Origin of the sequence: Bacillus sp. BB081, from assembly GCF_008368895.1 — a bacterium.
Taxonomy (GTDB): Bacteria; Bacillota; Bacilli; order Bacillales; family Bacillaceae_G; genus Bacillus_A; species Bacillus_A wiedmannii.
This window is the reverse complement of record NZ_QOZX01000037.1, coordinates 1-24,083: the sequence shown is the minus strand read 5'-3', so window position 1 is coordinate 24,083 and position 24,083 is coordinate 1. Positions and strand designations below refer to the sequence as shown.

Annotated in this window: 30 protein-coding genes and 1 pseudogene; 9 read left to right on the top strand and 22 right to left on the bottom strand. The window is 32.7% G+C overall.

All coding sequences use genetic code 11. From position 1 onward, the window contains the following. Window positions 1–83: 83 nt before the first annotated feature. Together DN394_RS16915 and DN394_RS16910 are read left to right on the top strand one after the other, a co-directional pair. The gene (locus tag DN394_RS16915) at window positions 84–1,082 is read left to right on the top strand and encodes a zinc-dependent alcohol dehydrogenase family protein (protein WP_098704862.1); all 999 of its coding nucleotides are present in this window, start codon (window positions 84–86) and stop codon (window positions 1,080–1,082) included. A 117-nt stretch (window positions 1,083–1,199) separates the two neighbouring features. Next, on the top strand, window positions 1,200–1,505 hold the full coding sequence (locus DN394_RS16910) for a hypothetical protein (RefSeq protein WP_000266267.1): 306 nt from the start codon (window positions 1,200–1,202) through the stop codon (window positions 1,503–1,505). 437 nt (window positions 1,506–1,942) lie between these two features. On the opposite strand, the gene DN394_RS16905 is transcribed toward DN394_RS16910, so the two are convergent. The 4 genes from DN394_RS16905 to DN394_RS29005 form a co-directional block, all read right to left on the bottom strand. Next, window positions 1,943–2,254, bottom strand: a complete 312-nt coding sequence (locus tag DN394_RS16905; RefSeq protein ID WP_000637510.1) for a YbjQ family protein — start codon at window positions 2,252–2,254, stop codon at window positions 1,943–1,945. Between the two features lie 139 nt (window positions 2,255–2,393). Then, window positions 2,394–2,594, bottom strand: a complete 201-nt coding sequence (locus DN394_RS16900; RefSeq protein ID WP_141545407.1) for a DUF4028 family protein — start codon at window positions 2,592–2,594, stop codon at window positions 2,394–2,396. Window positions 2,595–2,760: 166 nt separating this feature from the next. Continuing rightward, on the bottom strand, window positions 2,761–3,291 hold the full coding sequence (locus DN394_RS16895) for a general stress protein (protein WP_000382164.1): 531 nt from the start codon (window positions 3,289–3,291) through the stop codon (window positions 2,761–2,763). A gap of 36 nt (window positions 3,292–3,327) precedes the next feature. Further along, a complete protein-coding gene (locus tag DN394_RS29005) occupies window positions 3,328–3,468 on the bottom strand; it encodes a hypothetical protein (RefSeq protein WP_001004564.1) in 141 nt (46 codons plus the stop codon). A gap of 222 nt (window positions 3,469–3,690) precedes the next feature. On the opposite strand from DN394_RS29005, the gene DN394_RS16890 reads away from it, so the two are divergent. The 3 genes from DN394_RS16890 to DN394_RS16880 all read left to right on the top strand — a co-directional run bounded on the left by DN394_RS16890 (window position 3,691) and on the right by DN394_RS16880 (window position 7,712). Further along, window positions 3,691–3,942, top strand: coding sequence for a hypothetical protein (locus DN394_RS16890; protein WP_000991708.1), 252 nt, complete (start codon window positions 3,691–3,693; stop codon window positions 3,940–3,942). A gap of 205 nt (window positions 3,943–4,147) precedes the next feature. Next, on the top strand, window positions 4,148–6,838 hold the full coding sequence (locus DN394_RS16885) for an ATP-binding protein (protein ID WP_149294006.1): 2,691 nt from the start codon (window positions 4,148–4,150) through the stop codon (window positions 6,836–6,838). Between the two features lie 16 nt (window positions 6,839–6,854). After that, entirely contained in the window at window positions 6,855–7,712 is an 858-nt protein-coding gene (locus tag DN394_RS16880) for a CheR family methyltransferase (RefSeq protein ID WP_046957140.1), read from the top strand. A gap of 38 nt (window positions 7,713–7,750) precedes the next feature. Here the strand turns inward: DN394_RS16880 and DN394_RS16875 are convergent, their stop codons facing one another. The 5 genes from DN394_RS16875 to rsbV form a co-directional block, all read right to left on the bottom strand. Further along, the gene (locus DN394_RS16875) at window positions 7,751–8,893 is read right to left on the bottom strand and encodes a fused response regulator/phosphatase (protein ID WP_046957141.1); all 1,143 of its coding nucleotides are present in this window, start codon (window positions 8,891–8,893) and stop codon (window positions 7,751–7,753) included. A gap of 383 nt (window positions 8,894–9,276) precedes the next feature. Continuing rightward, window positions 9,277–9,717 carry a ferritin-like domain-containing protein gene (locus DN394_RS16870; protein ID WP_000017750.1) on the bottom strand — a complete coding sequence of 147 codons (441 nt, stop codon included), beginning with the start codon at window positions 9,715–9,717 and terminating at the stop codon, window positions 9,277–9,279. Between the two features lie 70 nt (window positions 9,718–9,787). After that, window positions 9,788–10,564 (bottom strand): RNA polymerase sigma factor SigB, encoded by a 777-nt coding sequence (gene sigB, locus DN394_RS16865; protein WP_149294005.1) that lies wholly within the window; start codon window positions 10,562–10,564, stop codon window positions 9,788–9,790. Next, the gene (gene rsbW, locus DN394_RS16860; RefSeq protein ID WP_098109893.1) at window positions 10,527–11,009 is read right to left on the bottom strand and encodes an anti-sigma B factor RsbW; all 483 of its coding nucleotides are present in this window, start codon (window positions 11,007–11,009) and stop codon (window positions 10,527–10,529) included. Before rsbW ends, sigB begins: the two co-directional genes overlap by 38 nt. A gap of 6 nt (window positions 11,010–11,015) precedes the next feature. Continuing rightward, window positions 11,016–11,354, bottom strand: coding sequence for an anti sigma b factor antagonist RsbV (gene rsbV, locus DN394_RS16855; protein WP_001984225.1), 339 nt, complete (start codon window positions 11,352–11,354; stop codon window positions 11,016–11,018). Window positions 11,355–11,551: 197 nt separating this feature from the next. Between rsbV and DN394_RS16850 the strand changes: the two genes are divergently transcribed. Continuing rightward, window positions 11,552–11,752: a hypothetical protein gene (locus DN394_RS16850; protein WP_000391007.1), complete on the top strand. Its 201-nt coding sequence runs from the start codon at window positions 11,552–11,554 to the stop codon at window positions 11,750–11,752. Window positions 11,753–11,933: 181 nt separating this feature from the next. On the opposite strand, the gene DN394_RS16845 is transcribed toward DN394_RS16850, so the two are convergent. The 3 genes from DN394_RS16845 to DN394_RS16835 form a co-directional block, all read right to left on the bottom strand. Then, entirely contained in the window at window positions 11,934–12,185 is a 252-nt protein-coding gene (locus DN394_RS16845) for a GlsB/YeaQ/YmgE family stress response membrane protein (protein WP_000522901.1), read from the bottom strand. 75 nt (window positions 12,186–12,260) lie between these two features. Further along, window positions 12,261–12,461 carry a CsbD family protein gene (locus tag DN394_RS16840; protein WP_000004263.1) on the bottom strand — a complete coding sequence of 67 codons (201 nt, stop codon included), beginning with the start codon at window positions 12,459–12,461 and terminating at the stop codon, window positions 12,261–12,263. Between the two features lie 50 nt (window positions 12,462–12,511). Beyond that, window positions 12,512–12,901, bottom strand: a complete 390-nt coding sequence (locus DN394_RS16835; protein ID WP_149294004.1) for a YflT domain-containing protein — start codon at window positions 12,899–12,901, stop codon at window positions 12,512–12,514. A gap of 192 nt (window positions 12,902–13,093) precedes the next feature. Here DN394_RS16835 and DN394_RS16830 point away from each other — a divergent pair, with 192 nt between their 5' ends. Together DN394_RS16830 and DN394_RS16825 are read left to right on the top strand one after the other, a co-directional pair. Next, on the top strand, window positions 13,094–13,555 hold the full coding sequence (locus DN394_RS16830) for a hypothetical protein (RefSeq protein WP_149294003.1): 462 nt from the start codon (window positions 13,094–13,096) through the stop codon (window positions 13,553–13,555). 231 nt (window positions 13,556–13,786) lie between these two features. Continuing rightward, the gene (locus DN394_RS16825) at window positions 13,787–14,026 is read left to right on the top strand and encodes a DUF2798 domain-containing protein (RefSeq protein ID WP_060489138.1); all 240 of its coding nucleotides are present in this window, start codon (window positions 13,787–13,789) and stop codon (window positions 14,024–14,026) included. A 597-nt stretch (window positions 14,027–14,623) separates the two neighbouring features. On the opposite strand, the gene DN394_RS29000 is transcribed toward DN394_RS16825, so the two are convergent. The 10 genes and pseudogenes from DN394_RS29000 to DN394_RS28995 all read right to left on the bottom strand — a co-directional run. Next, on the bottom strand, window positions 14,624–14,788 hold the full coding sequence (locus DN394_RS29000) for a hypothetical protein (protein ID WP_000746319.1): 165 nt from the start codon (window positions 14,786–14,788) through the stop codon (window positions 14,624–14,626). A gap of 757 nt (window positions 14,789–15,545) precedes the next feature. Further along, complete coding sequence (locus tag DN394_RS16820; protein WP_149294002.1) at window positions 15,546–16,160, bottom strand: DUF2812 domain-containing protein; 615 nt, start codon at window positions 16,158–16,160, stop codon at window positions 15,546–15,548. 13 nt (window positions 16,161–16,173) lie between these two features. Continuing rightward, entirely contained in the window at window positions 16,174–16,488 is a 315-nt protein-coding gene (locus tag DN394_RS16815; protein WP_149294001.1) for a PadR family transcriptional regulator, read from the bottom strand. A 260-nt stretch (window positions 16,489–16,748) separates the two neighbouring features. Further along, window positions 16,749–17,315, bottom strand: a complete 567-nt coding sequence (locus tag DN394_RS16810; protein WP_149294000.1) for a DUF4256 domain-containing protein — start codon at window positions 17,313–17,315, stop codon at window positions 16,749–16,751. Window positions 17,316–17,479: 164 nt separating this feature from the next. Continuing rightward, window positions 17,480–19,219, bottom strand: coding sequence for an S-layer homology domain-containing protein (locus DN394_RS16805; protein WP_149293999.1), 1,740 nt, complete (start codon window positions 19,217–19,219; stop codon window positions 17,480–17,482). A 793-nt stretch (window positions 19,220–20,012) separates the two neighbouring features. Next, window positions 20,013–20,270: a PqqD family protein gene (locus DN394_RS16800; RefSeq protein ID WP_074615750.1), complete on the bottom strand. Its 258-nt coding sequence runs from the start codon at window positions 20,268–20,270 to the stop codon at window positions 20,013–20,015. Next, window positions 20,263–21,948, bottom strand: coding sequence for an asparagine synthase-related protein (locus tag DN394_RS16795; RefSeq protein ID WP_149293998.1), 1,686 nt, complete (start codon window positions 21,946–21,948; stop codon window positions 20,263–20,265). Before DN394_RS16795 ends, DN394_RS16800 begins: the two co-directional genes overlap by 8 nt. A gap of 4 nt (window positions 21,949–21,952) precedes the next feature. Continuing rightward, the gene (locus DN394_RS16790) at window positions 21,953–22,435 is read right to left on the bottom strand and encodes a lasso peptide biosynthesis B2 protein (RefSeq protein ID WP_149293997.1); all 483 of its coding nucleotides are present in this window, start codon (window positions 22,433–22,435) and stop codon (window positions 21,953–21,955) included. Between the two features lie 86 nt (window positions 22,436–22,521). Continuing rightward, window positions 22,522–22,656: a hypothetical protein gene (locus tag DN394_RS29480; RefSeq protein WP_255451632.1), complete on the bottom strand. Its 135-nt coding sequence runs from the start codon at window positions 22,654–22,656 to the stop codon at window positions 22,522–22,524. Between the two features lie 599 nt (window positions 22,657–23,255). Continuing rightward, window positions 23,256–23,620: pseudogene (locus DN394_RS28995) on the bottom strand (DAK2 domain-containing protein); the annotation flags it as partial. 52 nt (window positions 23,621–23,672) lie between these two features. Here DN394_RS28995 and DN394_RS16770 point away from each other — a divergent pair. Beyond that, window positions 23,673–23,879 (top strand): hypothetical protein, encoded by a 207-nt coding sequence (locus tag DN394_RS16770; RefSeq protein ID WP_149293995.1) that lies wholly within the window; start codon window positions 23,673–23,675, stop codon window positions 23,877–23,879. The last annotated feature ends 204 nt before the right edge of the window (window positions 23,880–24,083 follow it).

Sequence of the window (24,083 nt, the reverse complement as noted above, 5' to 3'; positions counted from 1 at the left end):
TCTGTTCCCTTTTATTTAGTGCTAATGAAATAATCATTTAAACTGAAAATGCTATAATAAACCCAATCAAACTAAGGGGGAAAATGACTTTGGACGGAAAACACATTCAATTTCACAAGTTCGGCAACCCAAAAGATGTATTACAAGTTGAATATAAAAATATAGAACCATTAAAAGATAATGAAGTGCTAGTTCGTATGTTAGTTAGACCGATTAATCCATCTGACTTAATTCCCGTTACCGGAGCATATGCCCATAGAATCCCATTACCTAACATACCTGGTTATGAAGGTATTGGTATTGTAGAAGATGTGGGAGCTTTTGTTTCTAGAGATCTTATCGGTAAACGTGTTTTACCGTTACGCGGAGAAGGTACTTGGCAAGAATATGTGAAGACGTCAGCTGATTTTGTAGTGCCTATTCCTGATTCCATTGATGATTTCACAGCGGCACAAATGTATATTAATCCTCTTACGGCATGGGTTACATGTACAGAAACGCTAAACTTACAACGTAATGATGTTTTATTAGTGAATGCTTGTGGATCCGCTATTGGACATCTTTTTGCGCAGTTATCACAAATTTTAAACTTCCGACTCATTGCCGTGACAAGAAATAATAAGCATACAGAGGAGTTACTACGCCTTGGTGCTGCATATGTAATCGATACTTCCACTGCCCCGCTTTATGAAACCGTTATGACATTAACAAACGGGCTCGGCGCGGATGCTGCAATTGATTCTATCGGGGGATCGGATGGAAATGAATTAGCTTTCTCAATACGTCCAAACGGGCACTTTTTAACGATCGGTCTTCTATCAGGTGTACAAGTTAACTGGGCAGAGATTGTCACGAAAGCAAAAGTGCACGCAAACATATTTCATTTACGACATTGGAATAAAGAAGTGTCACCATATAAATGGCAAGAAACGTTTCGTCATTTAATTCGCTTAGTAGAAAATAAACAATTACGTTTTATGAAAGTACATTCTACATACGACCTAACAGATGTGAAAACAGCGGTTGATATCGTGCAGTCTGCTGAGAAAGCTAAAGGGAAAGTGTTTTTGACGAGTTATTGACTACAGTTGAAGGAGTCTTTTTGATTGGCCATTTAAATAGACTAGATAGTACGTTTAGGAATACCTAATTGTAAGTATCTGGTATAATTCTATTAAAAGGTGAAAGGAGATTTTCACATGTGGCTAATCACGGCAATCGCGCCTGTTGTAATAGTTGGTGGAATTGTAGTATTTGTAATTAAAAGATTGGAACATAAATATAAGAACGGAAAATTAGGTAAGAAAAAATCTCAAAAAGCTCAACTGTTATTAGATAGTTTCATACCTATGGGAATGCTTGTCGGCTGTATGATCGGTTTGATTTTCGGTATGTTTTTTCCGGATTCCTCACTACTTTCCATTAGTTTAGGATCTGGAATAGGCTATTTATTTGGTTATTTCGCCTATGAAATTTATAGCAAGACAGGTAACAATTTTTCATAATCCAAAAAGAATAAGCGGGACAGTACATAGTCGTAATATACAATATATACTGTCCTTTATTTTTGCATCAACGTTATCACCTTACCTTCCACATCCTATACACCTTTTTTATTGAGTTTCCTCTCCTTACATTATTTATCATAAAGTTAACACTCTCGTTAAACATATATAAAGATTGTTGTATTTCTTACTTTTCTCCTTGAAAACAATATATACTACATTTGAAATAAGCGGGTACGTCTGCTTATTATCTAAATTCCCGTGCAATACCCCCTCACGAAATGCTAGGAGCAATCCTAGCATTTTTTACAATAACGTTTTGCTTATTTTTTGTACTTATAATACGCCATCAGCTCTTCTTCATTTTAACTGTAGTCATGAAACAAAAAAATCCCCTCAAAGCATGAACTTCAAGGGGGAGCCTGTTTTTTATTTACTTATATACGTACAGCTGTACCACTTACAGCAACCATTAACATTCCATCACGAACAACTTCGTAATCTACGTCAATACCAACGATAGCGTTCGCACCTTTTTGTTTTGCAAGTTCTTTCATTTCATCCATTGCGATATCACGAGCTTCTTTTAGCTTGCTTTCGTAAGAACCAGCACGACCACCGACAACATCACGAACAGAAGCGAATAAGTCGCGAACAATATTTGCACCCATAATAGCTTCACCATTTACAATATCGATATACTCAATAATTTCTTTACCTTGAATTCCAGACGTTGTTGTTACAATCATGACTGACACGCTCCTAATAAGTTGTAGTTTGAATAAGCTTTCTTATGTCTTTATTATGACATGGAACAAGTAACTAATCTATTGAATTACCTTACAGGAATGTGACAGTTTTGTAAGAATACAGCGACTATTTTGTTCACTAAAGCGCTTTAACATTAGGATACATAAACGATTCTCTATTTTCCTTCCAGTCCTGTTCTACTTCTTTAAAAGTTGGTCGCCCTAATTCTTCATTGTTTTTCTGTTTACGAAACCATTTCTTCACATACTGTTCTCCACTTTTATTTTGAACTATACAAAGGAAGCTATTACTACTATCCTTTACTATTTTTACAATCACGAAAAGACACCTCTTCCCTTTTAAATAACAGAATAGAACTTGATCTTTTACTATAAGCCCTTCCTCTCTTATAGTTATACGACTCCTCGGCCGCGCCAAAGTTGTAAGATCAAAAAACGATATTCACTATGTTTACATTTTTCATCATTGATATGTGAAGTACATATTATTTAAAGAAATCAGAGTTATAAGCATTGTGCTTATCAAATATTTTATAGATTTCTAACTTATCATCTAATTTTGCATCTACTAAAATTAATATATTTCCATCGTAAATGTATTCTTCATATTTTTTAGCATGTTCTTCGGGAATTCCTAATCCGATAAATGCTCCTATTAAACTTCCAGCTCCTCCGCCAATACCGGCTCCTCCAATAGCTGCTGCAATAGGTCCCGCTGCTACGATTGGACCCATTCCAGAAACGGCAAGTATACCAAGACCTGTTAATAAACCACCGAGTCCGCCTGCTACTCCTCCTGCCACAAGCCCTGTTGCTGAAAAGATATCCGCTTTATGTGCAGTTTCATGATTCACTTTTTCACCCGATTTTTCTTCCAGATGTTCAATTTCCTTTTGATCCTTCGCAATAGCTGAAATATTATCCGCCGAGTATCCTTTATCATTTAATTCATTAATAACACATGCCGCATCATCAATTGTTCTAAAAACACCTACTATTTTTCTATCTACATCCATAACTATTAACCTCCTAAAGTTTTATATAATGTATCTTTATCTTTCTTCATTTCTGTATACACTAATCTTTTTATTAACATAACCATTTACGAAAAAAGCGAATAGTAAAAGGATTACAAGCGAACTACTTAACAAGTAAATTAAATCAAATGTAATATCAATCATCATTTCATTCATGTATACCACGCTCCTTTTTATTTAAAGTAAAAGTATATTTTTATAGACTAGAAATCTTATAATTCATCTTCAGTCAATCTCTTTGTAGTATATGTATACCCTTCGTAACGCTTTCTAAACGTAAAAAACTATAATTATATTTTTTTACGTTTATATGTTTAACATTTTTTAAAACGGGTATGTTTATATTGTTATGCTTACTATATGGAAAGGAATATTTTGATGAACGCAATCCAATCTACTACTATTCTTTATAATGAAACACCTACAATAACGCAGATTCATCATTTTTATGCTTTAATGACAACATTTCAAACGAATGTATTTATAAGTAAACATGGAACACTTACTTCTATTAAAAACTTAAGCACATTAGTATCCTTTTTCCTTACTGTAAAAAAGAGAGAGCTTGTATTATTTATCTTTGAAGGAATAGATGCAAAAAAAGCTTTAAGAACACTCTTTCCTTCTTAAAAGTTATATGATCCCCCTATTCCCTCGATTGTTACTTTTCATATATAGTTTTATATTTCAAAATGATTTCCTCTATGAAAAACGAGCCCCCTAATACAATAGGGGGATTTCTAGTTTGGCCTTATGAAAACTGATATAATATATATTACGTTTTTCATTCTTTACAATAGAAAACTTTGAATAACCTTGAAGGTAGGAATTTTTAATGAAATCGAAAGCAAAATTTAGTATCCGCTACAAAATTATGGCTGGTTATTTAGTTATCATTTTGTTCTTACTTATTTCTTTCATTATGCTAAACAATGAGATTTCTAGTTTACAAAAATCTCGTAATTTTATTATTGATCACGATTTTAAAGTTCTTAATTTAACGAATCAAGTGGAGAAAGAATTGCTAACAATTGAAAATAAAGCGAAAGGATTTGTCACTTCTAATGATGCAAATTACGTGCAATCTCTTAACGCTGCGGAAAAGGATTACGAAAAACATTATCAAGATCTTTTGGCTCTATTAGAGGATAACCCCTCTCAACAAGAAAAATTAAAACAGATTAATGAAAACATTACTAGTTGGATTAATAAAGAGATTCACCCATTCATTACAAATCACAATAGTAATAACGTACAAGCAATCGACACGACTCAAATTCAATCATTACAATCGCAGCTAACTAACTTCCGTAGTATAGAGGAGCAACTAACGAAAAAAAGAGCTGCACAATTAGATACTGAAAATAATAAATTAGAGATTTGGTTATACAGTTTATTGTTCTTACTTTCTTGTATTTCTATTATCATTTCACTCTATATTTCGAATTCCATTACAAAAACGATTAAAAATGTAATTCAAGTTATTAAATCCATTTCTTCGAAAGAAAAAATTACGGAAAGAATTCATGTAAACAGCCATGATGAAATAAAAGATCTAGCTCACACAACGAACCACTTACTAGACGAAATATCGAAAAGAGAGTGGTTGCAAACCGAGCTTGCAGAATTAATTTTAATGTATCAAGGTGTACCTTCTATTGAGATGTTGGGTAACAAAATTCTTAGTGGAGTTATACAAAAAACGCAAACTTCTTGCGGTGCATTTTATGTACGTGAAGAAATTGAAGAAACTGTCTACTATGTGAAGAAAGCTTCTTTCGCCGATCAAGGTGCTGATATTGGGAAACAATCCATTAAAATGGGTGAAGGTTTCATTGGACAGTCTGCTTTAGAAAAGAAAAGTTTTATTCTCAGGGACATACCTGAAGAGTTTCGTTACGTTACTACTGGATTATTAGAAATACGCCCTAAAAACCTACTAGTCATCCCTATCTTATTTGAAGATGAAGTAATCGCAGTAATGGAGTTAGTAAGTGTAACTGAGATTTCAGAATTGCATCAAGATTTAATTCAACAAACTGTTGATAATCTAGGTTTAACGATCCATAGCATTATAGGACGTATGCGAATTCAAACTCTTTTACATGAATCACAAGCAATGACAGAAGAGTTGCAAGTTCAATCAGAAGAATTGCAAACGCAAGCTGAAGAACTACAAATGCAAGCCGAAGAATTACGAACAACGAATGAACAATTAGAGTCTAGAACTGAAGAAGCTGAACAAAAGACAGCTGACTTACAAATTACTAAATCAGAATTAGAAGAAAAAGCAAGTGAGTTATTACGTGGCTCAAAATACAAATCAGAATTTCTAGCAAATATGTCACATGAATTACGCACACCGTTAAATAGTATTTTACTATTATCTGAAATGTTAAAAGAAAATCATGATAATCATTTATCCGATGATGAAATTGAATTAGCAACCGTCATTCATTCATCAGGGAAAGATTTACTTACTTTAATTAATGATATATTAGATTTATCTAAAGTAGAAGCCGGAAAACTTGATGTCATTTTTGAAGCAACGAACATAAGTGATATGGCAGCAAGTATGCAGCAAAACTTTTTACATATCGCTGCACAAAAAAACGTTGAATTTACTGTTGAAGACAGTGACACGATTCCTGATCTGTTTTATACAGATGCAAAACGGATTGAGCAAATTATTAAAAACTTATTATCCAATGCATTTAAATTCACGGAAAAAGGATCCGTTTCTTTACATTTCGATTCGATAGAAACAACCCATTTAAGTGATGAAATGCAGTCTATAAGTAATGATTGGATGACAATTTCGGTAAAAGATACTGGTATTGGTATCGCAAAAGAACAGCATCAACTCATTTTCGAAGCCTTTCAACAGGCAGATGGAGCAACGATTCGGAAATATGGTGGTACAGGCTTAGGGTTATCTATTTGTAAAGAGTTTGCTAGATTATTAGGTGGTTGGATTACGTTAGAGAGTAATGTAGGAGAAGGCAGTACTTTCACGGTATATATCCCTAACCTTCCAAATGGATTAAATGATATACAGGTATCCAGTTTAGAAGTCGCAGCAACGATAGATGACGTTATTCCTGTTGAAGTGGTTGAGGAAACTATAGTGACTCCAGAAACAGATAACGTCTTCCAAGAGAAAACCATTTTAATTGTCGATGATGATCACCGAAATATATTTGCATTACAAAATGCATTAGAAAAACAACATGCCAACATTATTACTGCACAAAACGGTATAGAGTGTTTAAAAATACTTAAAAACAATACAAATATTGACCTTATCTTAATGGATATTATGATGCCGAATATGGATGGTTATGAAACGATGGAACATATCCGAATGAACTTAAGTTTACATGAAATACCTATTATCGCATTAACTGCGAAAGCAATGCCAAATGATAAAGAAAAATGTTTATCTGCTGGCGCTTCAGATTATATAAGTAAACCATTAAATTTACATCAACTCTATTCAGTAATGAGTGTATGGTTAATAAAATAAGTGAGGTTTAATTTAAGTGGAAAATAAGTATTATAATTTTGATCCATCCGTCGATATGGATAAGCGCACGAACTTAGAAATTGAATTACTATTGGAAGCGGTATTTAAACTATCTGGCTTCGATTTTCGCCAATATGCTCGTACATCTATTTATAGAAGAATTTGTAATCGAATGCAGATTTCTAATATACCAACCATTTCAAAATTAATTGAAAATGTAATTCATGAGGAAGGCTTTTTAGAACAGTTATTAAATGATTTCTCCATTAACGTAACTGAAATGTTCCGTAACCCTAACTTTTTTAAAGCGCTAAGAGAGCATGTCATTCCTGAATTAAAAAAGTATCCTGAAATTAGAATTTGGCATGCTGGATGCGCAACCGGTGAAGAAGTATTATCAATGTCTATCTTACTTCACGAAGAAGGATTAAGTGAAAAAGCTGTTATTTACGCAACAGATATGAATACAAATGTGTTAGAAAAAGCAAAACAAGGCATCCTTCCGTTAAATAAAATGCAAACTTATACGAAAAACTATTTACAAGCTGGCGGTACACAAGCATTTTCTAACTATTATTCAACAGATAATCGCTTTGCTTATTTTAATCCATCTCTTTTACAAAACATTATTTTTGCGCAGCATAATTTAGTAACTGATCAATCTTTTAACGAATTTCATATTATACTTTGCCGTAACGTTTTAATTTACTTTACAGGTAAACTTCAAAACCAAGTACAGCAACTATTTTATGAAAGCTTAGGTCATAATGGATTCCTATGTTTAGGAAATAAAGAAACTCTTCGTTTTTCAAATATAATGCCGCATTATATCCAGTTTAATCCGAACGAACAAATCTATCAAAAAATACAATAAAAGCGTATGAAATCCTCTGTTTGGATTTCATACGCTTTTTATTTCGCATTCGTTTGTATCATAATGAGGCACATATCATCTGATTGTTCTTTCTTCTGTTCTTCCTTATAAAACCCTTCTATCTCTTCTTCTAAATCTCCCCATTTTCTTTCTGTAAAAGCACGTAATTTCTCTTCAGACTCAAATTCATCATTTGCAATTGCTTCAAGAACACCATCTGTAAACAATACGATTTGAGCGTTCTTCTCAAAAGGTATAACTGTCTTTTTAACTTTTATTTCATCAAAAAATCCTACCGCGCAACTCCCGCGATTTAGTTCCACTACATTCGCTTCATCCACTAAAACGTATCCAGAAGGATGTCCTGCATTTACATATTCAATTGTTCTCTTTTCTGTATCCACTACTAAGTATATCGCTGTAAAATAATATGGAATATTGTCATTCTCATTATGTAAAAGAGTCATATATTTATTTAAGTCTTTAATGACGAGTTCTGGATCGATTAAACATTTAATCGTTTCACGTAATACAGACGAAATAAACATACAAACTAATGAAGCAGATATACCATGTCCCATCACATCCAATAATATAATACCGTAGCGGTTTTCATCGATTTTATACCAATAATACATATCTCCAGCTAGTTTGAATGAAGGTAAATAGCTTGCTTCAATTTTTATATGATCTTCTCTTAATGGGCTACTTAATAAGTTTCTTTGTACTTGTGTAGCTAAATCCAACTCATTACGAAGGTTTTCTTCTTGTTCTTTATGCCAATTTAATTCCGATTTCAAGCGTAATGCTACACGCATACGCGCTAACAATTCAACTTTATTTATCGGTTTCGTAATATAATCCATTGCGCCTATATCAAGCGCTTCAGCTAATTTATTCGCATCTTCTAAAGCTGTTACAAAAATAATAGGAATATCTTTAAACTTCTCCTCTTTTTGTAATCGCCTACAAACTTCAAGTCCGTCAATTTCAGGCATCATAATATCTAATAGTATTAAATCAATTTCATTATGCCTGGAAGAATCTTCTCCAAATTGAATGTATTCGAAAAGCTCTTGTGCAGAATTAAGCGATACAAGATCCTGATATCCGGCTTGTTTTAAAATTTTTTCAATTACAAAGATGTTAACCGGATTATCATCGACAATTAAAATGGACACAAGTTATTTCCCCTTTTCTTATATAAAATGTACATCGATTATCATTTTCTATTTTTCTAGTATTACATACTCAGTTACAAAATGAAAATTTCCTACTCAAACATATTTTTTATACAGAAAAAGAACAAACCCCCAGAAATGAGAGTTTGTTCTTTCACTCTATAAAGTGAAACTTTAATCAGTGGGGGTTTTCTTCATCCCCCACTGATTATTAGTTGAACCAATCGGACTTTTATGGGAATCAGTGGGGGTTTTCTTCATCCCCCACTGATTATTAGAATCGGACTTTTATGGGCAGCCCGATCCCCACCTAAATTCTTTGCTTTCACTAAATTTTGAGGTGGGGGTCTTACTGCCCATTAAGGTGGGGTAAATTTCCACTTTTAATTTAACACCATTGCTTTATCACTTAAAAGACGATCTAACTCTTCCATATGATTTGTTTCATCTGCGATCATATCTTCTAACTTTACAACTAACTCTGTCATATTTAACTTCGCTGCCTGTTCTTTTCTCATTTCATAACGCTTAATTGTTTCATATTCTGACTTCCTAGCTTCTTCTAACATTTCTCTAACATCTTCTACTTGTTTCACTGGTAAAGGGATCGTAGTAGGTGTACCACCTAACGTCTTAATTTTCTCCGCTAAATATAGGGCATGTCCTTGTTCATCACTAATTTCAGATTCAAAGAAAGGTTTTAACACTTGTCTATATATACCAGAAACTGTAGCTGCATTATGGTTATACATAATAATTGCCGAGTATTCTCCTGCTAAATCTTCATTCAATCCTTCGATTAGTTCTTTCACATCGTGTGACATTTTTATATCTCCTCCTATACTTAATAACTACCCCTTTTCTCATGTTTTAAACATAATTCTTTAAAATTTTTTATGTATCTAAAAACGCCGCTTGCTTCAATTTACTTATCGCTTGTCTTTTAATACGAGAAACGTGCATTTGTGAAATACCTAATCGTTCCCCTGTATCCTTTTGATTTAAATTTTCACCAAATATATAATGAATAACACTCTTTTCCGTATCATTTAATACGTTAAAAATATCCTTTAAAACGAGACGTCTTTCTGTCTCTTCATATCCTTGCTCTACCTCACCTACAGATTCAATTCTCGCTACCGAACTGCCATCAGATGAGTTTTCAACTACATCATCTAAGGAAGATACTCTATAATTATTTTTCGCATCCATAATTTCTAGCACTTCCTCTTCGGATAGTCCTAAATGATCTGCAATCTCTATAATCTTCGGTGAACGTTGCAGGTGATCTGTTAGCTCCTCTATCGCAAGTTTAATCTTCCCGCCTAAATCTTTAATTCGCCTTGGAACATGAATACCCCAAGTTTTATCACGTAAATACTTTTTCATTTCCCCTACTATCGTAGGTATTGCAAAAGGCTCAAAAGCATTCCCTATCGAATAATCATACCTTCTTATTGCGCCTAAGAGCCCTAACATTCCTACTTGTATAATATCCTCATGCATCGGCCCGCCTTTTGAATAACGATATGCAATGGAATGTACGAGATTTTTATAGTGATTAACTAATTTTTCCTGTGCTTCATCACATTGGTTTTGTTGGAAGTCTGCAATTAGTTTAATAACGTCTTCCTTAGTAAGATTCGTAGGTTGAGATTGGATTTCCATCATTCTCCACCTGCTCTCTTTGTATATATTTTGTCATTAAAACCGTCATGCCCTCATCATGCATAATTTGTATATCATCCATTAACGTATTGATTAAATATAAACCTAAACCATTTTCCGGCAAATGTTCTACTGGTTTACTAATATCATACGGGCCAACTTTACTTCTTAAGTTATTAAAATCAAAGCTAACCCCATTATCCGCAACCATAATTTCTAATCGATCTACATATAGCCCAAAGACAATTGCAATTTCTCCAACGTCTTCTTTGTATGCATGTTGTACAATATTTGTACATGCTTCACTAATAGCAATTTTCATATCTTCTATATCGTCATAAGCAAAGCCCATTCGATTCGCAACACCAGCCATTGTTAAACGAATAATAGCTACATATTCTGCTTTTGCAGGAATTTTCATTTCTATCGTTTCAAAATTCTCCATCATCCCTAGTCACCTTCTTTCTACTTTTTCAAAATCGGAATTCAAATTTAATATTTCTGTTAGTCCTGTAATATCAAATAATCTTTTTAACCTTTTAGATACACCAATAAACTCTAGTTTTCCATCATTTTTCTTAACTGCTTTTAATAGCGCTATAAAAACCCCTAAACCTGTACTATCCATATAATCTACCTTATTAAAATCTACGACAATATGAACCTCTTTTTCACTTGCAATAGGCATGATCTTATTTTTTAAATCTGATGCCGTATATGCATCAATCTCACCATTAAGTTGTACCGTATAACCTACATCATTTTGCAAAATATTTATTCCCAAATTCATCATTTCCGCCCCCTTATCTCAAACTACTACTATGTTAATTACCCATAAAAATTAATTTTAAACATATTTTTTTATTTTCATTATAAATAAATTTTCTACACCTTTCTCAGCTTAACACCTAAAAAATATTATCAAATGTTTAAACTTTATAAATTTGTGTATGTATTATGTATAAACATTATTTTTAGGGGGATCTATCTATGGAAGAGCACAACTTTAAAAAGGGAGATTTCGTTCAATTTTCTTATCGACACGATCATGCTACAAAATTAGTTGGTTCCATTATTAACATACTGACGAATACAATTGTAGTTGATATAGGCAATAGTGAGGACTTATCCCATATAGAACCAAGGCAGGTCGTAAAAATAAATAATTGTAAAAAAGTAACGATGGTTTAATACATAATAGAAAGTGTAATTTCAATGAGCGGGGGACCTTCACTTCCCCGCTCATTCCTATGCAGATTACATAAAAAAGCATCCAAATTAGTTTAATTGGATGCTTTTTTATGTATATTTATCACTCTATTAACTTTATAGCTATATATAATAAACTTGAGATTACTATTCATTATCATACTTACGCTTTCCGTAGCATTCTAGAAAAGAATGTAACGATTAAAATAAAGACGATTGCACCTAATAACGCTGGAAGAATAAAAATGCCTCCCCATTCAGGACCCCAATGACCAAATAACGCACTACCTACCCAAGATCCGATTAATCCGGCAATAATATTACCAACTATACCTAAAGGAAAGTCTTTTCCTGTAATCATTCCAGCTAACGCACCAATAAGTCCACCTACAATACACGTAATAATAAGTCCCACAATTAAACCTCCTATATTCGTTTTATATTGGATTTATCAAGCTTTGGTATGTAACCAAAGCTTGATAAACATGTATTATTCTTTATTATCCAATCCATCACTTATCTTTTGTTTCACTTTTCCCACTTTTTCTTTTATCGTTCCTTTTGTCTTCTCCCACTTCCCTTCATTTTTCAACTCTCTATCTTCTGTAACTTCACCAATTCCTTCTTTTACTTGGCCCTTTTTCTTTTCAACCTTACCAGTAATTTGTTCTTTTAGCCCGCTCTCACTCATGTTTCCCATCTCCTTTTCGTAATAGATTTATAGATTGATAGAATACAAATTTAAATAGAATACATGCATCTTCTTTCTTGTAACCATTCACCGACTCTTTCTAAATCCTTAACGAATAACAAGATTTTCCCTTCATCCAGTTTTTCTTCATAAAAGTTCGCTTCTTCCTCATTAAGCCCTAACTCTTGCATCTTATTTCTTAACTGATCTCCCGTGTTTTGAAAGACGTTAATAATGCTTGTCCCAAGTCCTTCCTCTTTTATCCCAATCGTATTCACGTCTGCATTGTCTGCGATTCTATCTGTCCTTTCTTTCTCATGTGTTAATACGTAAATATCTTTTTGGTCTATCCCTTTCTTCACTAGATCATTCGCCGCATTCATGACCTCTTTCTCCGTAATAAATTCATATACAAAAGATTTACTATACTTCGTTTCCATCTTTAACTTCCTCCTTTAAAATGAATTATTTGTTATATTATATGTAATACACCCATTTTCGAAATGTTAAACATAAAATATGAAAAAAGTTATGTGAATTTTTTCTATCCCAAAACTAGTAGAATAAATCTACTTACAATAACTACCTAAATTAACAGAAAATTTTTACGATTAAACGTAAGGAGGGATACTATGAAAAAAATCACTTATATATGCGCTCTAACCGCTCTATCTTTCACTTTAATAGGCTGTGCCAGTACCTCAGCTACAGACAAAGCTCCACAAGCTAAGCAAGAACATACACAAACTACCTTTCAATTAAACTCCTCAAATATTACAGACATTGAAATACTCAAAACAACAAATCATACTACTTACAAATCTCAAACAAGTAATGAAGAAATGGTAAAATCTATCGTTTCAGCAGTTCAAAAGGGTACCTCTAAACCAATCACATTAGATCAAAAAAAGAGAGATTCTGTGCATTCTACTATAACCGTTACATATAAAGATGACGCAAAAGAAGATTTTCTTGTGTGGGTTGATAATAAGGAGCAAATTACGATTGCTAAAGATGAGAAGAAAGATAAAGTTGAAGGTGTAACGGTGAACATTAAAGATGCTAAAATGATGAAAGATTTCTTTAAAATGTAAAAAGGATCTCCTTTAAGGGGATCCTTTTTCTCTTCATACAGCCTATCGAGTTCTGCTCCTTAGCATTCAAAGTAAAACTATTAATTATAACGTTTATTTACGCTGTAGTTATATACCTATTGTTGCTATTGCAGCAAAGTAAACCAAACTGGACAACCTAGATTTCAAACTGTAAGATTAGATGTTGGTGAAATCGGACAGCAAAGTATATATAGAAAATAGGTGTTAATTTTGAAAATCAATAAAAAATTTGAACCAATAATTTTTAATCTCTTTATGATTTTAGGTATATCTAGTATTATCTCTTTCGTCATGGTTTCAATGAATGTTGGATATACAGATTTATTTCTCAAATCATGGATGAAAACATGGGGAATTGCTTTCGTGCTTGCATTTTTAGCTTCTAAATTACTACCCTTTGTAGTAAAAAGGATAATGAAAATATTCACATTTGTTGAGAAGGATGCTTAAAAATAAAGTGATACACTACTCTGGTTCATTCCAATTTAAAGAGATTATTATCACAAAAACTTAACCTAGTAAAATGTTTCAACTCGAAGAAAGGTACCTGAAAAGTTGGCTTTTCTTTATATATTAAAAAAGCTCGCCTATTTCCGTAGGCGGGCTTTATCTTTATTACACAATAAGAAAGTATACTCTCTTTTTCTCTGAAATTTTATGTAATTGTACATATCCATGAACATACATGTATTTAATGTATTCCAATAAGAGATAGATAATGATAAAATAAAAGTGCAACAAGATGTTGCTTAGTTTTTAAATTTTATGGGAATAACACAAAAGCTAGGTTTGGTCGCCAAGTTTTTTCATTCCTATCGGTCATGAAATACCCCGGTTGGTCGCCGGGGTATTTCTTTTTTATTAACGTATATAGGTCTATTATGGACAAAATAAAATATAATCTTAGTAGAAGATAGAACACTGACATCTTTGCCGCTTCTAAATCACTTTGGTCTTGTGCGAAGAAAGTATGGTCAGTACTTTCAGCTCAGTGTTCGATCTACTTTAGTTTTTGAGTTGAGTGTTGCTAATCATAGCAGCACTTTTTTACATTCCAATTTGTTCTTTGATGAATTGAATTATATGTTTTACAAACTGGCTTTGCGTGAAGAAGTAATGAATATTTCTCAGTACTGTCGTCCACGATGCTAGATTACTTACGAAAGACTGGGATTCTGTCTTTTTGGTCGCCTTTTTTTTACGTTTTTTCATTCCTGTCCCTCCCTTCATAAGGGAAGGGCAAAGATGGCATATTTTAAAGAGTTATATAGAAGAGGACAAGCTATTCATTAGCAAAATAAAGAAAAGACACCCTAAGGTGCCTGCCTCCGACTTGAACCATCTTAATTTTAATAATATGTATTGGACTCCCATCCAACTATTATTTTACCATGTTAAGTTGTTTTTGTTTATTGAGAAATACAATAATTTATTTATGCTGGTCGTCTGTATGAGGTCTTTTTGTAGTCCCTGCAGCCATTAACAAAAGAACAATAGCCGTGATAAAACCTAAAAGTCCTTGCTTGAGCCAATGGCTAGAAACATAAGCTTTACTGTGTATTTATGAAATCTCATTATAAGCAACCTCCTAATGGGACTACACATAGATAGAAAAATAGATATCTACTTCTCTACCTATCTTAATGTTACTTGATAAGTGCTTGTTTTCATTATATATACAAGGAAATGAAACCGGCTATAACAATCAATGGAAGGATTACTGCGAGTTTATTTTTTAGAGGGACACGTTTGTCTGGGACGCCGGGGTGGATAACAAATGCAAGTAAAACAATTGCTCCGATAATACCTAAAAGTGTATGAATGATGATCATCCTCCTAAAAGAATATTATTATTAAAATTATATCACATTCAAACGCTTATAAAGTAAATATTTTACAATCGAACCCAGATGTTGCATTTTCAAATTCAAAAAATTCCCTCAAAGCATCAACTTTAAGGGAATCCATCCTACCATCTTCTCTCTTCATACAACCGATTTGCTTTATACGAGCAAAAGAAAAACATACATGTCGCAACGGGGATAAACGTCCAAAAAAGTCCTCTCATTAATGCAAATGGCGTTTCAAATAAGAATGACCATAGAAATGATACACCTTGCTTATCCCATAGTCCTGGCGTCAAGTATAGTTCTTTCGGATTTACAAATGCTCCTAAATTCATCGTATTACTATACATAAATAAAAATAATATCGGCAAATAACAGATCGCTAATTCTAAAAATGTTTTAGATAGACGTTTATACTTCCCTGCTCGTGACATTTGATCTGAAAAAATGTCATCTTCACTTTCCTCATTTACCTTTTTAAAATAGTACGTACCTGACCACCGATTACCAGCTATATGCTCCCAGCCACTATCTTCAAATAGTGTGCAATAATTAATAAAATCACTTTTTCTACTAAATACTCTATGGTCTATTTTAATCGTCGCATCTTCCGGTTCTGTATATCTAAATGTATAACCAAATGTAGTGCTTTCTAGTTGATAGCCTTTCCAAGCCATCTCTTCTAACCATTTTTCCTCTTTCTCAAAGTCTAAAAAGAATTTCAATCTCCACATCAGCGTTTCCCCCTAACTATACGTGTAATAAACTTTTTGTAACCTCAATAATGTGCTGCATTCTCATAAAGTCTAAACGTAATACTTCTTTCCCACGTTCCGTAATGACATACACTTTTCTTCGTTTATCTTCACTTTTTACCGATTCTATTAACCCTTGTTTTAATAAATTTTCAACCGCCCCATACAATGTACCCGCTGCGATTTTCACTTGATGATTACTCAGTTCCTCTATCTTTTGCATAATTAAATATCCATGTGCTGGCTCTAATAAAGCTAAAAGAACGTAGTACGTTGTTTCCGTTAATGGTAAATTTTTATCTCTATTCATAAAGACCTCCAATGTAACGATAAATATATAGTCAAACTATATAGTTAAACTGTATAGTTTTATTTTATACAGTTAGACTGTATATGTCAAATACAGGAATGACTTTATAAACCACAACAAAAACGCTACCTTTTTAAAAGATAGCGTTTTTGTTGTGGCTTATTCTTCGCTTTCATTTGCTCTTCGTCAATTATCCCCACTGATTATTAGCCCTCACTAATCAGGCTTTTACAGACAACCCGACAAATAGCGGGATAAAACTAAACCTTTAAAGAACCACGAAAACCTCTGGCAGCATAGTAAGAATCTGCTCCATTGTGGTACACAAAAACATGTCCGAAGCGATAATCACAGAAAAGTGCACCACCGAGCTCTCTAATATCTGAAGGTGTTTGTACCCAACTTGATGATTTTATATCAAAATTCCCAAGTTGTTGTAACTCTCGATATTGCTCTTCAGTCAATAATTCAATACCCATAGCATTTGCTACATCAATAACCGTATTTTCTGGTTGATGTTTTTTTCTTGATTCTAGCGCTTCACGATCATAACAAAGACTTCTGCGGCCTTTAGGACTCTCCTTTGAACAATCACAGAAAGTATACTCGTCCTTCTCTTTATCATAAGCAATAACATCTGGCTCACCACCAGTTACTTCCATTTCATTAAGTGACCACAATTTTTCAGGATTAGCAGCCAACTTCGCTTCAACTTTAGCCCATTCAAGATCTTCATGGCGGTTCGTATTCTTCTCAAAACGAGCCTTTAATACTGTTAATAATTCTTCTTGATGTTCTACCGATAACTCATTTTTATTCTTTGTCATATTAGTCCTCCATATTATGTGTCCTTATAATCATTTAAGTATATGTTTTATAACAAATCTTCTCAATCATTGTTTGCATGCAGTTTACAATAAATTATATAATTTGTTAAATCTCTTTTTCAACAATTTAAAAAAGCATCTGAAACAGATGCTTTCTCTCATTCTCAATATGTAAACGTAATCGTCACTAAAGAATATCCTTCTTTCGCATTATACGGCTCGGCTCTATAAGAAACACGGTTCGCTCCTTGCGGATAACCGATTTCTCCAATTACTTTTTTCACATCTTGCAATGCGCCATCCATTGATTGTTTATAAAGGATTTCAATCTTTGGTGACTTTTCATTATAACGTTGCTGCATTTTATTTTTGAATTCATTATAGTTGTTTGCAATGTATTCATTTCCTAAATAATTTAACTTTGTCTCTTTTAATATTTGCTGATATGCAGCGTTTTTCGTACCACCTGCCGCAATTTTATTTGTTAATGTACTATAATAGTTTGTTGTAGCTTGCGGATAGTCCCCGCGGTTCCACTCATGATTTCTTGCGATTTGTTCATCTGATAAGTTGAAATAAGAATACGTTACGCGGCCTTGTTCATCTGGCACTGGATCATCGAATGTTGTATCAAGGTGATACCATTTGTTTTCGATTTTCACCAAGTTCCAAGCATGAGGCTGACCGTCTCCAGTTCCTACTACAAAATGATTTTCAATACCAGCTTCTTTTAATAATTGATAGGTTAATAGCGCGTAACCTTGGCAAACCGCAGAACGATTTACGAGTGCTTCATATGCTGTATAAGCTTTATAAGACGTATCGTAAGAAACATGTTTTACGACATAATCATGAATCGCTTTCACTTTTTCATGATCATCCATTCCAACTTGCGTAATAGAAGAAACGATTGCCTTCGCCTGCTTCATTACATATTCTGTTTGTTCTTTCGTTTCACGATATGTAATCTTTAACGTAAACGTATAATTTCCAGGTGATCCAGAAAGTCCATATGAAACATTCGATCTATTATAATTTGTATACTCATTTTTACTTGCCACTTCTTTATAGGCGTTAAAAAGTGTATTCATCACTTCTTTTGTATTACTATTTTTCGTTTTATATGGAAGTGTAATATTCGTTTCGTATGCATTAATACGCTTTTGCACTTCATCTTTAAATGCTACTAATAATGCCGCATCTCCGGTATCTTGCACCGCAACCGCAGGCTTTTTATATTGCAAAGCATTATATAAAAACTGTGCATACTGTTCACGCGTTACCGTTTTTGCAGGTTCAAATTTCCCGTCGCCTGTACCAGATGCAATCCCGTTTGACTGCACCGCACTAATCGCACCTTCTGCCCAAAAACCATTCGGAACATCATTAAATGTATGCTTTTGCTTAGCTGAAACTTGAAAAGCATTTTTAATAATTTGCGCCATTTCTGCACGGCTAACAGAATCTTTCGGTCTAAACCCTCCGTTTCCATCCCCGTTAAAAATTCCTAATTTCGTTAACGTTAAAACCTCTTCTGGAAACAATGTAGATCCTGAGCGAATATCTCGATACGGATTGTTTAAAGTAGATCCGTCTTTTAATACATAACGAGCACCTTCATTACTGAACGTACCACCTTGCTTATTCGGTACTAACACACGATAAATTAAAGCTGCAACTTGCTCTCTCGTCGCAACATCACCGAAACCAAACTTCCCATTTCCATAACCAGAAATAATATTTTTACTCGCTAAATCTTGAATCGCTGGATACGACCAATGTGATGTAGGCACATCCGAAAAAACACCCGCCTCAGCAGCTCTCACGTCACTGCCATTTGTATATAGTAAAGCGCCACCAATAAGTGATAATGATGTAATTGATTTTAATAGTTTTGTGTACATAATTCCTTCTACCAATATCGTTTCTATTTATGTTATTTTTTGTCGAAAAATCTAAAAGAATATGACAAAATATATTATACAATTAAAACTTTTTGAAGGATACACTAAGTTTTGAAATATGCAAAAACTCATATTATTATATTTTTCCGTATTAATATTATGTTGTTTTACTTGCAAGTATATAAATAAAAAACTCTATAGCTAAATTTATACATAGCATCTGGAGCTTTTATTGAAACTAAATGTATTTCTTCCCTTTCAATGATTGATTCTTAAACCGGCTGTTTCTACAATCAAAATTTTAGTTAACCACTTTAAACATTTTAATACTTAGTTAATTTACTTATAATAATTTTCAACTTACACTTTAAACACTTTTTCTATTTTTAACAATTTTAATATGTAAACTACATTTTAAAAACCCATGAGATGCAGGTTGACAATTAGTATATTCTAAATTTGGAAATATGGTACATACACGTCCTTACAGGTTAATGAAAGGTGACGTTATGTTTAGAAATAAATATAAACTGGCATATTAAGCTATTGTTATTTTTCATATGATCTATCTTATATCCCTTTAAGTATAAGTTTAAATTGTTTTATAGAGGTAATCATTTGCGCAACCCGTTCGAAAATATAAATCTAAATTTGTTAGAAACAGACTAATTGGTACTAATTAATCTGTTTCTTATTGTTTAAATTTAGTACTAAAAAGAATACATTACAGTATAGCAAAAATACAATTTATAACCAAGTCGATTTACTTCTATATTCATAATAAATTAGCTCTCTATTTTCCCTCAATTAAACCAGCTTGTAATAATTTATCTTTGAACCTATGAAGTGACTCTTTAAGAGTATCAAATGGAGCATCAACTTGTTTCAATAAAATTTGCAACGCTTCATCTTCATTTTTTGTATTGACTAGGACCTGCCAAAATAACCGACCGGTCTCATTAAATGATAAATATTCTCCTGTATTTGTATTTAGTAATATTATATCATCATATAGTGTAGTTACTTTGACTTGCGGGCTTGGATTATACATAATTTTCCTCCTTCAAATTTTTAAGGTTTACCTTATTTAAACTTTGAAGCCAGATTTCTACCATGCAACATGCTATTAAGCTTGTAGCTAACCTGGCGGAAAGTTTTTTATTTCTCATCACTTCTCTTAATTTATCTGGGTGAATAACCCCATATTGTGCTAATAAGGAATTTTCCAATAATAATCTTATTTGACTTGAATTTTGTATAATGTATTGTTCATCCAACGCTCCCATATGATAATTATAATTTTTAGAAATAATTTCTGGTGGTAGCTTTCCGATATTCATTAATCGAAGTATCGGTTTATCAACCCACATTCCGCCAGTTGGAATATTCCTATATGGGTAAGGAATTCTTAGTGCTAGCTCTATTAATTCTCGACTAGCTAAAGGGTATATCATATGAACATTCTGTTCATATAGTTTATTTTGTAAAGAAGATTCAGTTTCATTATTAAGTACCTCAAGAAATGCTTCTTTCATATTCTTAGGGAAACTCAATAGTTCTGATTTTTCTCTTGCTAATTCAATAGCCTCACTTGTTAAAAAATCCTTATAGAGAAACATTTTAGGTGATATTTTTTCCCATTTTTCATCCAATACAAGGGTTGCCTTATTTGTCCCTATACTTTCTCGCCAATAACGTAGTCTTTCAACAATTGATAATGTATTAAATTGTTTTTTCATCGAAATGTCTGGTAATGGCCCAAATAAATGATCCCCAAAATGACCATTTGCAATAATTTCTATATTATATTCATTAATCTTTTGAGCAGTTAACTCAAATAATTTATAAAAACTATGTCCATAAGGAGTGTGGAACTTCCAATTTGGATTAATATAATTATTTGCTTTTAATACTGTTGAGACTTCTATTTCTTTTAAAGGAACTTTAAGATAATCTGCAATTAAGCGTGCATCATGAGTTTCATCCCCTGCATCTATACCTTGGAATGACCAATGAAATGCAACAACTGGCACTCCAATCTGTTTCAAACGACAAATAACAGAGGCTGAATCTATGCCCCCACTTAATTGAACTGCGATAGTCTCATTAGAACTAAATCGACTTCTAAATGTTTTGTCTACTAATTCATTTGCTTCCTCTACATAGCCCCAAATATTACGATATTTATTTCCTTTTTTGATTTCTAACTGATCCACTTTTTGAACTTGTATATTCCCCTGAGCGTAAATCAAGCTAGACCCTGGAGGCAGTCGGTATATATCCTTAAAGAAGCTCTGATTACTTGGCGGGTTATTATCAAAGCAAGCTACTACTAGTAAATCTTTTTGAATCTGATCATATATAGAACATTTATTATCCAATAATTCCAAAGGGTTTGTAGACCATCTTAAATTCCCATTATCTATCCTATAATATAAAGACATTTTACATAATAAACTGCGATACAAATAACTGCGCCCTCGCTTTTGATCATGAATGGCCAATAAAAACGATCCATCAATATCACGTAAAGGATGTGGCCCTTTAATAGCAAATAAATTCATAAGCTCTAACGCTGCTTCTCTTTCTTGTTGTTTAAGTAGTGAGTGAAACCACCCATTATTAATGCTAGAATGGTTCGCCCAAAGAAAACCATTCAGCATTAAATTTTTACTTATGACAGAAAAGTTTGGCGTAAACTCTCCTTGCATTTTTGTATCAAATCTCATCTAATCACCCTATCTCCCTAGGAACACGAAGCGTTTCCATACACAATTGTTTGTATGACAATTTATCATTAACTGGTACACCTTCCAATTCAACCCAAGCATGAAATTCAAAATCAAGTACAGACATCATGGTGCTCCGCCTCCCAATTACTACTTGAGTTGGTAAACCGACATACCGTAGTGCTGCACAAATTACAACTGCTCTCTCCAGGCAAAGAGCTTGTTTATGATTAATGTTTATACATCGCTGTACAAATGAATTTACTTTTCTTGCAAATAGATATTTTTCTTGTTTATTTGAAAAATTATAATTTGTTATCGGTTTAATTTTTTCTAAACACTTTAAAGATTCGTTTCCTCCTGTCTTTTTAAAAATAGACATAAACTTCAAGGTGAAAAATATCAAGCAAACTTTTGTGATTAAATTAACTCGTGGAACTTTATGAAAATAATCATCACCAGTCATTAGAAATTGATAGTATTTCATCGTTTATACTTCCTTTCTTTGAAGGATTATTGCTCTTAAATAAAAAAATAGATAGACCCAAACTCTATTAGGTCTATCTATTTTTTCTAAAATCCTCTTCCTCCATGGAATCCATCAGGAATTCTACCCGACATACCACCTGTAAGTTCTTCTAGATTGCCTTCTTTAAAAATTTCTGGTTCTTCAAAACTTACTTTCTCAATTGTTTTTTCTTGATTCATCTGTATCACCTCCTTGAAAATTTCCGGCACTTCATGGTATATTATAGAAAACTTAGAATTTAAAGTCAATTAATATAATTCCAAATAATTATATTAATTGACTTTAATAGCAACTCCTTTAGCAATTAATAATTTCTTAATAATCAATTTTTCAGAATGAATTATTATTTATAAAACACACCAAACTTTAAAAGACTCTATTTAAACAGGAAAATCCCTTCGTAATAACTATGTGATTCTACACCTAGAAAAATAAAATAAAGCCAAAAAACCTTTACTCACCAATGACTCAAAAGAAAGAGTCTTACAACAATCACTAAAATAGAATGAAGAAATATTCCTCCTTACTATAGAAGCTGTTATTTACACCATCAATATATAAAAGTAATTTCTATCGATGCAAGAAACAAATTGATTAATTATCTCGGTATTTTTAATACACATATACAATTTAAAGTTGATGAATTAATTAATATAAATTAATAAACCTTAAACTCCTTTCCATTTGTGAAAGAGGTTTAAGGTTTAAGGTTTAAGGTTTAAGGTTTAAGGTTTAAGCATTAAATATTTAATGTTTAATAGTTATTGAGAACACATTTTTAATATAGTTTTATAAAAGCAAAGATAACTCCAAGCGCATGTGCACCCGCATTTAGATATTCTACCAAAACCTCTTTCGCCAACTGTACCAGCGCACCCCATGCGAGCTACGATTTCTTTCGTATACTTAGATCCTTTTCCAAAGACAGTTTTCATGTTTTTTTTCGTTTGAAGCGTTATTTAACTAAGCGTCTACACATGGAGCAAGTGCTTCAACAAACGTTTTGTCATCAACTACCGCTCCTCTGTCAAACGACCTTTCACCGATAGATTGTATGCCATGAATTGCTGCTTGTAACATTTCAACAAATTCTTTCACTGTTAATTCACATTTTTCGCCTGCTGCTTTACTTCTATCGTAAAAGAAATAGAGGATATACAAAAAATAAATATCAACCTAAAGAGGTGTTAGTAATATGCAAAATAAAAAATGTGATAATTGTGGTTCTACTAATTTTAAAAAGGGGCGAGTTGGAAGTGCTTATCATGCGTATGTTTGTGAAGATGAATCTAGTAGATTCTTTTCAGGAGGGAAACGTTCCAAACTATTAACAACATTTTGTTTAAAGTGTGGTGAAGTGAAATCATTTAGAGTTGAAAAACCGGATACATTCAAAGAATAAAGTAAACTCAAGAAGATGTTGTTACTAACATGAAAATAGCATTATTTATATTTGAGCTAATAGAAAAAGAATATGATCTAAAAATGATTCAGATAAACTTATTGGAATACACAATAAAAAAACAATCATAATTTCGTAAAAACTATATTATTAAAATTAAGATGGTTCGAGTCGGAGGAAAGCACCTTTGGGTGTCTTTTTTTA